Origin of the sequence: Streptomyces sp. 11-1-2, assembly GCF_003595545.1 — a bacterium.
GTDB classification, from domain to species: Bacteria; Actinomycetota; Actinomycetes; order Streptomycetales; family Streptomycetaceae; genus Streptomyces; species Streptomyces hygroscopicus_B.
The window spans coordinates 5,503,936-5,517,938 of the sequence record NZ_CP022545.1 but is presented as its reverse complement, the minus strand read 5'-3'; the positions used below and the strand labels follow the sequence as shown (position 1 = coordinate 5,517,938).

Below are 14,003 nucleotides of genomic sequence, written 5' to 3'. Positions count from 1 at the left end.
AACCCGCCACACCGGCCGTTTCATGATCGCTGGTCCGGCTGTCGGCATGCCCGCGCCCGGTCGGCCGCATGGTCCCGGCGCACCTCTCGGCGCGCGCTATTTCGATCTCTGGCCTAGGCTCTGAACAGCGATTTTCTCGGTGATGCGCGACTGCCGCTAGATCATCTATATAGATCATTCGTAGAGATCATTTTACATCCGTCAGTGAATTGTCGACCTTCCTTCTTCCGAAGGAATTCATACCGCCAAACCAATTGATCTTCGCTGGTGCGGGCGAATTCCCATTCCGGCGCCCTGTTTTGATCGTGTGACGCTCCCTACAATCCGTCCACATCTCGAGCTCAGGACGCCTGAGCGCGGCGGCTCTTCTGCGGTCGCAGAACTGCTGCGCGCCCATGTGCCAAACGTCAAGGAGGACGAATGGCGGGGCCTCTCACCCCTCATCAGCTGGATCTCACCCCAACCCTGGCCGCCGCAGAGCTGACCCACGACAACCGTGTGATCGTGCTGGTGATCGCCGCCGTCGCGATCGCGGCGCTCGCGGTCGCGGTGGTGCTGGTACGACAAGTCCTCGCGGCGGGCGAGGGCACGGACAGTATGAAGAAGATCGCCGAGGCCGTTCAGGAAGGCGCCAATGCCTATCTGGCCCGGCAGTTGCGCACTCTCGGCGGATTCGCCGTGGTGGTGTTCTTCCTGCTCATGCTGTTGCCGGCGGACGACTGGCCGCAGCGCATCGGGCGTTCGGTGTTCTTTCTGATCGGTGCGGCATTCTCGGCGGCCACCGGCTATATCGGGATGTGGCTCGCGGTGCGCAGCAATGTGCGCGTCGCCGCCGCCGCCCGTGAGGCCACCCCCGAGCCCCCCACCACACCCGTCAATGGCGATTCGGCCGCTTCCGCACCCGGTAAGCCGAGCGTGGATCTCACGGCCGTCTCGCACAAGGCGATGAAGATCGCTTTCCGTACCGGCGGTGTGGTGGGCATGTTCACCGTGGGCCTCGGACTGCTGGGCGCCTCCTGCGTGGTGCTGGTCTACGCGGCCGACGCGCCCAAGGTGCTGGAAGGCTTCGGGCTCGGCGCCGCGCTGATCGCGATGTTCATGAGGGTCGGCGGTGGCATCTTCACCAAGGCCGCCGACGTCGGCGCCGACCTTGTCGGCAAGGTCGAGAAGGGCATCCCCGAGGACGACCCGCGCAACGCCGCCACCATCGCGGACAACGTTGGCGACAACGTCGGCGACTGCGCCGGTATGGCCGCCGACCTCTTCGAGTCGTACGCCGTCACCCTGGTCGCCGCGCTGATCCTCGGCAAGGCGGCCTTCGGCGACGCCGGGCTGGCCTTCCCGCTGCTCGTTCCGGCCATCGGCGTGGTCACCGCCATGATCGGGATCTTCGCCGTGGCCCCGCGCCGCGCCGACCGCAGCGGAATGAGCGCCATCAACCGCGGCTTCTTCATTTCGGCCGTGATCTCGATGGCTCTGGTGGCGGTCGCGGTCTTCACCTACCTGCCGTCCAGCTACGCGGATCTCGACGGCGTCACCAGCCGCGAGATCCTCGGCCACAGCGGTGATCCGCGGGTCCTCGCGCTCGTCGCCGTCGCCATCGGCATCGTGCTGGCCGCGCTCATCCAGCAGCTCACGGGCTACTTCACCGAGACCACCCGGCGTCCCGTGCGGGACGTCGGCAAGACCTCGCTGACCGGCCCGGCCACGGTGGTGCTCTCCGGTATCTCGCTCGGTCTGGAGTCGGCCGTCTACTCGGCGGTGCTGATCGGGCTGAGCGTCTACGGCGCCTTCCTGCTCGGCGGCACCTCGATCATGCTGGCGCTGTTCGCCGTCGCGCTCGCCGGCACCGGCCTGCTCACCACGGTCGGTGTGATCGTCGCCATGGACACCTTCGGTCCGGTCTCCGACAACGCCCAGGGCATCGCCGAGATGTCCGGCGATGTCGAGGGCGCGGGCGCGCAGGTGCTCACCGACCTCGACGCGGTCGGCAACACCACCAAGGCGATCACCAAGGGCATCGCCATCGCGACGGCGGTGCTCGCCGCGGCCGCGCTCTTCGGCTCGTACCGCGACGCCATCGCGGAGGCCGTGAACGATGTGCACGCCTCCGTGGCCGGGGAGATGAATCTGAGCCTGGACATCTCGCAGCCCAACAACCTCGTGGGCCTCGTCCTCGGCGCCGCCGTCGTCTTCCTCTTCTCCGGGCTGGCGATCAACGCGGTGTCGCGGTCGGCCGGAGCGGTGGTCTTCGAGGTACGGCGGCAGTTCCGCGAGAAGCCCGGGATCATGAACTACAGCGAGCAGCCCGAGTACGGCCGGGTCGTCGACATCTGCACCAAGGACGCGCTGCGCGAGCTGGCCACACCGGGTCTGCTCGCCGTCCTGGCGCCGATCGCCGTCGGCTTCACCTTCGGGGTCGGCGCGCTCGGCTCGTTCCTGGCGGGCGCGATCGGCACCGGCACGCTGATGGCCGTCTTCCTCGCCAACTCCGGCGGCGCGTGGGACAACGCCAAGAAGCTGGTCGAGGACGGTCATCACGGCGGTAAGGGGAGCGAGGCGCATGCCGCGACGGTGATCGGCGACACGGTCGGCGATCCCTTCAAGGACACCGCGGGCCCCGCGATCAACCCGCTGCTGAAGGTGATGAACCTGGTGGCGCTGCTGATCGCGCCCGCGGTGGTGAAGTTCTCCTACGGGGACAACGCCAGCCCTGGGCTGCGTGCGGTCGTCGCCGGGCTCGCCGTCGTGATCATCGTCACCGCGGTCTACATCTCCAAGCGGCGCGGAATCGTCGTAGGTGACGAAGACAACTCCGAGCGCGTGGCGAAGTCGGCCGACGCGGCGGTGGTGTCCTAGCCCCGGAAGGGGCCAGGGGGCCGGGAAAGCCCCTGCGACATGCGGGCGGGCGATGTGCGGCAGCACATCGCCCGCCCGTGTCCCTGTCCGGGGTGTCCCGTCCGCTCGATGAGGCCATGTCCACAACGAGCGTGGTGCAAATGACTGCAAAAGGATCCATACGGGGCGCTCGCCGGGTGGGCTTCGCCGGATGGACGTGTATGTTCCGGGGCCGAGAGCCATGGAAGGGACCAATCCGGTGAACAAGAAGCTTGTGGCTGCACTGTCCGGCGGTGCGGCACTCGTACTGGCGCTGACCGGCTGCGGGGGCGGCGATGAGGACAAGAAGGTCAACGACTGGGCCAAGTCGGTCTGTGACGAGGTGCAGCCTCAGCTGAAGAAGATCCAGGGCGCAAACACCGCGATCCAGGGTGCGGCCGACGAGCAGGACTCCAAGAAGCTGCAGCAGACCGACTCCAAGGCGTTCCAGGAGATCTCCGAGTCCTACGGGGCACTCGCCAAGGCCGTGAACAAGGCGGGCCCCCCGCCCGTCGACAGCGGCGACAAGACCCAGCAGCAGGCGGTCAAGGAGCTCAACGCCACCTCGGGGGCGTACACGAAGCTGAAGACGTCCGTCGACAAGCTGGACACCTCGGACAAGTCCAAGTTCGCCCAGGGGCTCAAGGGCGTCGCCGACGAGCTCGACAAGCTCAGCAAGTCGGGAGACCAGGCCCTGCAGAAGCTGCAGGAAGGAAAGGTCGGCTCGGCGATGGCCAAGCAGTCCGGCTGCCAGAAGCCGAAGACGACCGGCGGCGCCACGACGCAGTCCTGACGGGCTGCCCAGGGCTGTCCAGGACGGCCCCGGTTCTCCCCCCAGGGGTCAACGGCGTCGCCTCGCGCCCCCTTTTGTCGGCTCGTCAGCCTGGCCGACGCGGGCGATGTCGTTCCGATGCCGACCGGCGTCGCCCGCTGTCGGTCATTGCCCCGACAATGGGGGCGTGAGTACGCACCAGCCTCCGTTCCGCCTTCCCGTCGCCGACCCTGAGCGCACCGCCCGCCTTCGTGAGGCGCTGTCGGCCGCCTCATTCACCGCCGATGGTCTGCTGGATCTGCTCGGCCCGTCCGCCTACGCGGCCCTGGCGCGCGGCGAGACCGTCCCGGCGCTGCGCGCCACCCGGGGCGAGAGCAGCCCGCTGGAGACCCTGGTGCGGCTCTTTCTGCTGCAGCGGCCCGTGGCGTACGGGCGGGCGGCCGCGGCCCTGCCGGCCGAGGGCTGCCTCGCCGACGGCTGGCTGGTGCGCGAGGGCGACGAGGTGCGCGCGAGCGTGGATGTGCGGCCTTACGGCGGCCCCGAGGGCCAGGACTGGTGGATCGTCTCCGACCTGGGCTGCGCGGTCGGCGGCGCCGGAGGGATCGGCGGCCCGGGCGGCGCGCGCGGCCGTGAGGACCGCTCCCGGCTCGTCCTCGGGGTCGGCGGCGCGTCCACCACGCTCGCCGGTCTCACCGTGCCCGCGCCCGTGGGCCGGGTCCTGGACCTCGGCACCGGCTCCGGTATCCAGGCGCTGCACGCGGGCCGCCACGCCACCCGCGTCACTGCCACGGACCGCAATCCGCGCGCCCTGGCGATCGCCCGGCTGACCCTCGCCCTGTCCGGGGCGCCGGAGCCGGATCTGCGGGAGGGATCGCTGTTCGAGCCGGTCCGGGACGAGACGTACGACCTGATCGTCTCCAACCCGCCCTTTGTGATCTCCCCCCGCTCCCCGGAGGGCAGCGAGCTGGTCTACCGGGAGGGCGGGATGTCCGGGGACGACCTGTGCCGCACCCTCGTCCAGGAGTCCGCCGGGCACCTCGCCGACGGCGGCTGGTGTCAGCTGCTGGCGAACTGGCAGCACATCGAGGGGGAGGACTGGCGCGAGCGGGTGGCCTCCTGGGTCCCGTCCGGCTGTGACGCGTGGATCGTGCAGCGCGAGGTGCAGGACGTCAGCCAGTACACCGAGCTGTGGCTGCGCGACGCCGGTGAGCATCTGGCCGGCCCCGAGGCGTACGCGGCGCGCTACGACGCGTGGCTGGACGAGTTCGAGGCGCGGAAGACCAAGGCCGTCGGCTTCGGCTGGATCACCCTGCGCAAGTCCGGCGCCGACCGGCCCTCGGTGACCGTGGAGGAGTGGCCCCATCCGGTCGAGCAGCCGCTGGGGGGCGAGGCCATGGCCCACTTCGACCGGCAGGACTTCCTGCGCACGCATGACGACGCGGCGCTGCTGACCACCCGCTTCCGGCTGGCGGACGAGGTCGTCCAGGAGCAGGTGGGCCCGCCCGGGGCCGAGGACCCCGAGCATGTGGTGCTCAGGCAGTACCGGGGGATGCGGCGGGCGACGACGGTGGACACGGTCGGGGCGGGCTTCGCGGGTGTGTGCGACGGCACACTGAGCGCGGGCCGGATCCTGGACGCCATCGCCCAGCTGCTCGGGGAGGACCAAGTGGTGCTGCGCGACCGCACCCCGCAGTCCATCCGGCTCCTGATCGAGCAGGGTTTTCTGCGGCCGGTCGATGACGACGGCATAGAGGCGCGATAGAGCGTGCCGGGCGGGTGCTGGGGGCGTACGCCGGTGGTACAGCACCCTCCCCCGCGCCCCCGTATGGCAGAAAGCTGCCGCCGGAGCGCAGAAGAGGCCACCCGGACAGGCGCGGACGGGCGCAGACAGGCGCGGACGGGCGGTTCGCGGCGGATACGCGGGCGTCGGGCCGGGATGGGCGCCGACGGCGTACGGACGGGCCGCACGAGGCGACCCGCGCTGTTCACCCGGGGTTCGCGCTCACGCCTCCCGTGCGTGTCACGCTCCCGTCATGGAGAGCGGACCTGCGATCTTCGCCGGAACGGCATTCGTGTTGTTCGGCGCCGCGCTGCTGCTGTGGACGGCGGCGCGCCTGAGGCTGCGCGCACCGGTGGCACATGGTGTGAGTCCTGTCGCTTCCGCGGCGCTCTCCCTTTTCTTCGGCGTCGCCGCCCTTGGCGGCGGAATCTGGTGTCTCGGTTACGCCTGACAGGGCCTTCCGCGCTGCCTCGTACCGGTCCGGGCGGCAGACAGGTCGGTTGTCGGGTTACCGTTCGAGTGGCGTTGCGGGCTTTTTCCGTTTGACACGGGGGCGGGATGTACCGTCACACTCCGCAGCGTCACCGTAGAGGGAGGCCGTGTGAGCGTTACCCACGCGGCACTGCCCGTTCACCGAGCGTCGACCGGAGAGAAGAGCCAAGTTGTCCCCGACCACCAGCGAGACCGCACAGGGCGGCCGCCGACTCGTCATCGTCGAGTCGCCTGCCAAGGCGAAGACGATTAAGGGCTACCTCGGCCCGGGCTACGTGGTCGAGGCCAGCGTCGGGCACATCCGGGACCTGCCGAACGGTGCGGCCGAGGTCCCCGACAAGTACACCGGCGAGGTCCGGCGGCTCGGCGTGGACGTCGAGCACGACTTCCAGCCCGTCTACGTGGTCAACTCCGACAAGAAGAGCCAGGTCAAGAAGCTCAAGGAGCTGCTCGCCGACTCCGACGAGCTCTTCCTGGCCACCGATGAGGACCGAGAGGGCGAGGCCATCGCCTGGCACCTCCAGGAGGTCCTCAAGCCCAAGGTCCCGGTGCGCCGGATGGTCTTCCACGAGATCACCAAGGACGCCATCCGGGCCGCCGTGGCCAACCCGCGCGAGCTGAACCAGCGCCTGGTCGATGCCCAGGAGACCCGCCGCATCCTCGACCGCCTCTACGGCTACGAGGTCTCGCCGGTCCTGTGGAAGAAGGTCATGCGCGGCCTGTCCGCGGGCCGGGTCCAGTCCGTCGCCACCCGTCTCGTCGTCGAGCGCGAGCGCGAGCGCATCGCCTTCCGCTCCGCCGAGTACTGGGACCTCACCGGCACCTTCGCCACCGGCCGGGCCGGTGACGTCAGCGACCCCGGCACCTTCGGTGCCCGCCTTACGGCCGTCGACGGCCTCCGGGTCGCCCAGGGGCGCGATTTCACCTCGCTCGGGCAGCTCAAGGACGGCGTCAACGTCCTGCAGCTGGACGAGGCCGGCGCCCGCTCCCTGGCAACGGCTCTCGCCGACACCGCCTTCACGGTGCGCTCGGTCGAGTCCAAGCCGTACCGCCGCTCGCCGTACGCGCCGTTCCGTACGACGACCCTGCAGCAGGAGGCCAGCCGCAAGCTGGGCTTCGGGGCCAAGGCCACCATGCAGGTCGCGCAGAAGCTGTATGAGAACGGCTACATCACCTATATGCGTACGGACTCCACCGTCCTGTCGGACACGGCGGTCACGGCGGCCCGGGCGCAGGTCACGCAGCTGTACGGCGCCGACTATCTGCCCGACAAGCCGCGCACCTACGCGGGCAAGGTCAAGAACGCCCAGGAGGCGCACGAGGCCATCCGCCCCTCGGGAGACCGCTTCCGCACCCCGGCGGAGACCGGCCTTACCGGCGACCAGTTCCGGCTCTACGAGCTGATCTGGAAGCGGACCGTCGCCTCCCAGATGAAGGACGCGATCGGCAACTCGGTCACCGTCAAGATCGCCGGGCAGGCGAGCGACGGCCGGGACGCCGAGTTCTCCGCCTCCGGTAAGACGATCACCTTCCACGGCTTCATGAAGGCCTACGTGGAGGGCGCCGACGACCCGAACGCCGAGCTCGACGACCGCGAGCGCCGGCTGCCGCAGGTCACCGAGGGCGACCGGCTCACCGCTCAGGAGATCACCGCCGACGGCCACGCGACCAAGCCCCCGGCCCGCTACACCGAGGCGTCGCTGGTCAAGGAGCTCGAAGAGCGCGAGATCGGCCGCCCCTCGACCTACGCCACGATCCTGGGCACCATCCTCGACCGCGGCTATGTCTTCAAGAAGGGCACCGCGCTCGTGCCCTCCTTCCTGAGCTTCGCCGTGGTCAACCTGCTGGAGAAGCACTTCGGCCGGCTGGTCGACTACGACTTCACCGCCAAGATGGAGGACGATCTCGACCGCATCGCGCGCGGCGAGGCCGAGGCCGTGCCGTGGCTGAAGCGCTTCTACTTCGGCGAGGGCGCGCAGGCCGGCGCCGCCGAGGCCGGGAACGGCGACGGCGACCACCTCGGCGGCCTCAAGGAGCTGGTCACCGACCTGGGCGCGATCGACGCCCGGGAGATCTCGTCCTTCCCCGTGGGCGACGGCATCGTGCTGCGCGTCGGCCGCTACGGGCCGTACGTCGAGCGCCCGACGGAGATCGAGGGCGGCACCGGCCGGCGCGCCGACGTCCCCGACGACATGCCGCCGGACGAGCTGACCGTGGCGTACGCGGAGGAGCTGTTCGCCAAGCCGAGCGGTGAGTTCGAGCTGGGCCCCGACCCCGAGACCGGTCGCCAGATCGTGGCCAAGGACGGCCGCTACGGCCCGTATGTCACCGAGGTGCTCCCCGAGGACACTCCCAAGACCGGTAAGAACGCCGTCAAGCCGCGCACCGCGTCCCTCCTCAAGTCGATGTCCCTGGACACGGTGACCCTGGAGGACGCGCTCAAGCTGATGTCGCTGCCGCGTGTGGTCGGCGCCGACCCCGAGGGTGTGGAGATCACCGCGCAGAACGGCCGCTACGGCCCGTACCTGAAGAAGGGCACGGACTCGCGGTCGCTGGAGAGCGAGGAGCAGCTCTTCACCATCACGCTCGAGCAGGCGCTGGCGATCTACGCCCAGCCCAAGCAGCGTGGCCGGGCCGCGGCCAAGCCGCCGCTGAAGGAGCTGGGCACCGACCCGGTCAGCGAGCGGCCCGTGGTGGTGAAGGACGGCCGCTTCGGCCCGTACGTCACGGACGGCGAGACCAACGCGACGCTGCGCCGCGACGACGACGTGGAGACCATCACGCCCGAGCGCGGCTTCGAGCTGCTCGCCGAGAAGCGCGCCAAGGGCCCGGCCAAGAAGACCGCCAAGAAGACGGCGGCGAAGAAGACCGCGGTCAAGAAGACGACGGCGACCAAGACGGCCGCCAAGAAGACCGCGGCGAAGAAGACGACTGCCAAGAAGACGACCGCGAAGACCGCCGCCAAGAAGACGGCAGCGGCCAAGAAGTCGTCGGCCAACGCCGAGTAGGAAAGCGGAGCAAGGCGGAGCAATCCCCGCGCCATCCACGGCTCACCGCCCGTTTGTTCGGCCGGGGGGCCGTGGATTCATGTGATCCGGATAGGCTGGCGGGATGACGCGAGAGCAGCCAACGGACGTGACCGCCACTTCCGGTGCCCTTGCCGCGGACTCCCGCGAGCGGGCCGTACGAGCCCTGCTGCGCTATCAGCCGCTGCGACGGCTCTGGAGCGCCCAACTCGTCGGCGGCGCGGGGGACGCGCTCGCCGTGCTGGTGCTGGTGCTGCTGACGCTGCAGGCGTCCGTGGCCGCCGACTCCTTCGGTGGCGGGTATCGCGGCGCGGCCTTCGCGGTCGCGGTGGTGCTGGGCATACGGCTCCTGGCGACCGTGCTGTTCGGCGCGGTGCTCCTCGGGCCGCTCGCCGCGCTCATCGGCCCCTCCGGTCCGCTGGACCGCCGCTGGACCATGGTCGGCGCGGACGGTCTGCGGCTGGTGCTGCTCCTCATCGCGCCGCTGTGGATCGACTGGGCCCCGGCCGACGCCGTCGCCTGGCTGCTCATCACCACCTTCGTCGTCGGCGTCGCCGAGCGCTTCTGGACCGTCGCCAAGGACGGCGCGGCGCCCTCGCTGCTCCCGGCACCGCCCGCCGAGGGCGCGGCCGTGCGCCCGCTGCCCGACCACCTGGACGCGCTGCGCCGGCTCTCGCTCCGTACGAACTTCCTGACGCTGCCCATCGCCGCCGCCGGGCTGCTCGTCGTCACCCTCATCGGCAGGCTGCTGGGTACCGGCGTGGAGTGGTTCCACACCCACCAGGCCGCCCTCGGCTCGTACGTCGGCGCCGGGCTCTTCGCCGCGTCGATCTCGATCCTCACCTTCCTCGAACTGCCCGGCGGGCAGACCAGCCGCACCCGCTCCCCCCTGGAGGGGCTGCGCCGGCCCCGCGCCGCCTCCGGTACCGGCGCCGACAAGGGCCGGACCGGTGCCGTTCCGCTGCTGGTGCTCGCCTGCGCCGGGGTGGCGAGCGCGATCGCCGCGGCCGTGGGCGTCGCCCCGCTGCAGGCCATGGACCTCGGCGGCGGGCCGGTCGCCTTCGCGCTGCTCGCCCTCGTGCTGGCCGGCGGTCCGGCCCTGGGCATCCGCTGGGCCCCGAAGGTTCTCCCCGGTTTGTCGCGGCGCAGGCTGCTGGCGCTGTCGGTCGCGCTGACCGGGCTCGCGCTGCTCACGGTGGGCCTGGTGCACGACACGACCACCGTCGTGCTGATCGCCCTGGTCGCGGGTGTGCTGGCCGGTATCGCCGCCCACACCGGCCATGCCCTCCTGGACCAGGAGTCCGAGGAGGCCCGCCGGCCCCGGATGACCGCGCATCTGCAGGCCGTCGTCCGTGTCAGCGTCGGGTTCGGCGCGGTCGTCGCGCCGCTGCTCGCCGCCGTCATCGGACCGCACCGGCTCGGCAGCGGTGATTTCGTCTTCGCCCACGGCGGCGCGGCGTTCACCCTGATGCTGGTGGGCGCGCTGCTGCTGCCCGTCGCCGCGCTGGTCCTCGGCCGGACCGACGACCGGCAGGGAGTGCCGCTGCGGCGCGATCTGCGCGAGGCGCTGCTCGGCGGCGGGGGCGCGGACGAGGGCCCGACCGCCACCGGTTTCTTCATCGCCATCGAGGGCGGCGACGGCTCGGGCAAGTCCACGCAGGTGGAGGCGCTGGCCGAGTGGATAAGGGCCAAGGGCCACGAGGTCGTGGTGACCCGTGAGCCGGGCGCGACCGCGATCGGCAAGCGGCTCCGCTCGATCCTGCTCGACGTCTCGTCCGCCGGGATCTCGCACCGCGCCGAGGCGCTGCTGTACGCGGCGGACCGCGCCGAGCACGTCGACACCGTGGTCCGCCCGGCGCTGGAGCGCGGCGCGGTCGTCATCTCCGACCGCTACATCGACTCGTCCGTGGCCTACCAGGGCGCGGGGCGCGACCTCGCCGCGACCGAGATCGCCCGTATCTCGCGCTGGGCGACGAACGGCCTGGTGCCGCATCTGACGGTGCTGCTGGACGTCTCGCCGGAGACCGCGCGCGAGCGCTTCACCGAGGCCCCGGACCGGCTCGAGTCCGAGCCCGCCGAGTTCCACCAGCGCGTACGGTCCGGATTCCTGGCCCTCGCCGCCGCCGACCCGGCCCGCTACCTCGTCGTCGACGCCGGGCAGCTTCCGGAGGCGGTCACCTCCGTGGTGCGCCACCGCCTGGACCAGATGCTGCCGCTGTCCGAGGCGGAGGTGAAGGCCCAGGAGGAGGCCCGTAAGGCCGCCGAGGAGGAGGCCCGCCGCCGGGCCGAGGAAGAGGCCGCCCGTAAGGCCGAGGAGGAGCGGCTGGAGCGCGAGCGCCAGGAGGCGCTCGCCAAGGCGCGCGCCGAGGAGGAGGAGCGCAAGCGCCGCGAGCTGGAGGAGGCCCGCCAGCGCGAGGCCGAGCGGCAGGCCGAGGCGGCCCGTCAGCGGGCCGAGGACGCGCGCCGCAGGGCCGAGGAGGACCGCAAGCGCATCGAGGCCGAGGACCGCGCCCGCGCCGCCGACGAGGAGCGGCGCCGCCTGGAGGCGGAGGCGGAGGCCCTGCGGCGGGCCGAGGCCGACGCGCGCCGCCAGGAGGAGCAGCGCAAGGCCGAGGAGGCGCTGCTGCGGGCGGAGCAGGCGCGGCTGGCAGCGGACGCGGCGGATGCGGCGGCCTCCTCCGGGGCCGAGGCGCCGACCGTGGAGACCGAGACCCCGGCCCCGCCGCCGCACGACGCGGAGGGCTCGCGGGGCGCGGGCGGTTCCCAGGACACCGGCGGAGCCCGGGACGCGGCGGGCCGCGCCTCCGACGACCCGGACTCGACGAAGACGGTCCAGACGCCGCGGTTCGACCCGTGGGCGGAGTACGTCGGCGACGGCGGCTCCGGCCGTCCCGCCGCCGGGCCGGACGCGGACGAGACCACGGTGCTGCCGCCCGTGCCTCCCCAGAACGGCCCGGACGCCGGCGACACCGCTGTGCTGCCGCCCGTACGGCCCCAGGACGGCCCGGAGCGCCGGGGCGGCCCTGACGCCGAGGAGACGGCCGTCCTGCCCCAGCCGCCCGCCGAGCCGCCCATGAGCGCGGCCGAGGAGACGGCCGTGCTGCCGCCCGTACGGGACGAGCGATCCGCCGACCCGGCGGACCGGGTCCCGCCGTGGCTGTTCCGGCCGGACGAGGGCCAGGAGCAGGCGCAGAGCCAGGGCGAGGGGAACGAGCGCACGCGCGAGATGCCCCTGTACGGCCACGGTCCCGGTCAGGGCCAGGGGCATGATCAGGGCCAGGCGCAGGGCGGTGCGGAGTCGCCGCGTCCGCGCCGCCGCCGTCCCGAGTGGGCGGAGGAGACCCCGCTGGACGACCTCCCGTCGCTGGCCGACGAGCTGCTCGGCCCGCGCGACGACGAGGACGGCCGGCGCCGCTGACGGCAGGCGCCGACGAGGCCCGCTGGCGGGTAGCCGCAGACGGCGGGGCACCGACGGTAGGGCGCTGACGGAGAGCCGCTGACGGCGGGGCACCGACGGAGGCCCGTTGGCGGGGCCCCCGCTGACGATCCCGCCGGGCGCCGTCGTCGACGGTCGTGCTCGGCTGTCGGTGGGGTGGCCCACAATGGGTTGCCGTAAGCACGAACGGCGGAGGCAGCCATGGCGGTGTGGGACGACCTGGTCGGGCAGGACCGAGTAGCGGCCCAGCTGACGGCTGCCGCGGGGGATGCGGACGCCCTGGTCACGGCGGCGGGCGAGGCGACCCCGGCCCAGGAGCCCATGGCGTCGTCCAAGATGACCCACGCCTGGCTGTTCACCGGCCCGCCCGGCTCCGGCCGGGCCACCGCGGCCCGCGCCTTCGCCGCCGCGCTGCAGTGCGTCAGCCCGGACCGGGCGCTCGGCGGCGCCCCCGGCTGCGGCTTCTGCGACGGCTGTCACACCGCCCTCGTCGGCACCCACGCCGATGTGGAGGTGGTCCGTACGGACATGCTCACCATCGGCGTCAAGGAGACCCGGGAACTCGTCCGCCGTGCCCAGCTCTCGCCCGCCGGCGGCCGGTGGCAGGTGATCGTCATGGAGGACGCCGACCGCCTTACCGAGGGCGCGGGCAATGTTCTCCTCAAGGCCGTCGAGGAGCCCGCGCCGCGCACCGTATGGCTGCTGTGCACGCCCTCGCTGGAGGATGTGCTGCCCACGATCCGCTCCCGCTGCCGTCTCCTCACCCTCCGCACGCCCCCGGTGGAGGCGGTCGCGGACCTCCTCGTCCGGCGCGACGGCATCGAGCCCGAGCTCGCCGCCTCCGCCGCCCGCGCCACCCAGGGCCATATCGACCGCGCCCGCCGACTGGCCACCGACGAGCGGGCCCGCGCCCGCCGCGCCGCCGTCCTGAAGCTCCCGCTGCGCGTCGACGACGTGGGCGGCTGCCTCAAGGCGGCCCAGGAGCTGATCGACGCGGCGGCCGAGGACGCCAAGCAGGTGGCGGAGGAGGTCGATGTCAAGGAGACCGAGGAGCTGCGCGCCGCCCTGGGCGCCGCCGCCGGTACGGGCGGACGGCTGCCGCGCGGCACGGCCGGGGCCATGAAGGATCTCCAGGACCGCCAGAAGCGCCGTGCCACCCGCACCCAGCGCGACACCCTCGACCTCGCGCTCACCGATCTGATCGCCTTCTACCGCGATGTGCTGGCCCTCCAGCTCGGCTCCCAGGTCGCGCTCGCCAACACCGACGTACGGGACGCGCTGGACCGGATCGCCTCGGGCTCGAAGCCCGAGCGGACGTTGCGCCGGATCGAGGCGATCACGGCGTGCCGTCAGGCGCTGGACAGCAATGTGGCGCCGCTGCTGGCGGTCGAGGCGATGACCATGGCGCTGCGGGCCGGCTGAGTCACCCGTACGGGTTCGCTCCCGGGCGCATGAAGCGTGTTCGGGCGGATACCCTCCGTAAGGGGGCAAACCGGCCGTAGCTCCAGGACGCGATCTCCAGGGCCCGATCTCCAGGGTCCGATCTCCAGGATCCGAGCGATCAGGGTGATCACCCTGGCGACCCTGACCACCCGGATCACCTTGTTCGACGTGATCCGG

Annotated in this window: 7 protein-coding genes; all 7 read left to right on the top strand. The window is 71.9% G+C overall.

Annotated elements, in window-relative coordinates; translation table 11 throughout:
- Window positions 1-420: 420 nt before the first annotated feature.
- The 7 genes from CGL27_RS23100 to CGL27_RS23070 all read left to right on the top strand — a co-directional run bounded on the left by CGL27_RS23100 (window position 421) and on the right by CGL27_RS23070 (window position 13,805).
- Window positions 421-2,859: a sodium-translocating pyrophosphatase gene (locus CGL27_RS23100; protein ID WP_078642253.1), complete on the top strand. Its 2,439-nt coding sequence runs from the start codon at window positions 421-423 to the stop codon at window positions 2,857-2,859.
- Between the two features lie 238 nt (window positions 2,860-3,097).
- Window positions 3,098-3,670 (top strand): small secreted protein, encoded by a 573-nt coding sequence (locus CGL27_RS23095; protein WP_237299025.1) that lies wholly within the window; start codon window positions 3,098-3,100, stop codon window positions 3,668-3,670.
- A gap of 166 nt (window positions 3,671-3,836) precedes the next feature.
- Window positions 3,837-5,411 (top strand): class I SAM-dependent methyltransferase, encoded by a 1,575-nt coding sequence (locus tag CGL27_RS23090; RefSeq protein WP_119989721.1) that lies wholly within the window; start codon window positions 3,837-3,839, stop codon window positions 5,409-5,411.
- Between the two features lie 271 nt (window positions 5,412-5,682).
- Window positions 5,683-5,880 carry a hypothetical protein gene (locus CGL27_RS23085; protein WP_078642250.1) on the top strand — a complete coding sequence of 66 codons (198 nt, stop codon included), beginning with the start codon at window positions 5,683-5,685 and terminating at the stop codon, window positions 5,878-5,880.
- A gap of 211 nt (window positions 5,881-6,091) precedes the next feature.
- Window positions 6,092-8,929 (top strand): type I DNA topoisomerase, encoded by a 2,838-nt coding sequence (gene topA, locus CGL27_RS23080; protein ID WP_119989719.1) that lies wholly within the window; start codon window positions 6,092-6,094, stop codon window positions 8,927-8,929.
- Between the two features lie 103 nt (window positions 8,930-9,032).
- Complete coding sequence (tmk, locus tag CGL27_RS23075; RefSeq protein WP_119989717.1) at window positions 9,033-12,365, top strand: dTMP kinase; 3,333 nt, start codon at window positions 9,033-9,035, stop codon at window positions 12,363-12,365.
- A 219-nt stretch (window positions 12,366-12,584) separates the two neighbouring features.
- Window positions 12,585-13,805: a DNA polymerase III subunit delta' gene (locus tag CGL27_RS23070; protein ID WP_119989715.1), complete on the top strand. Its 1,221-nt coding sequence runs from the start codon at window positions 12,585-12,587 to the stop codon at window positions 13,803-13,805.
- Window positions 13,806-14,003: the final 198 nt, after the last annotated feature.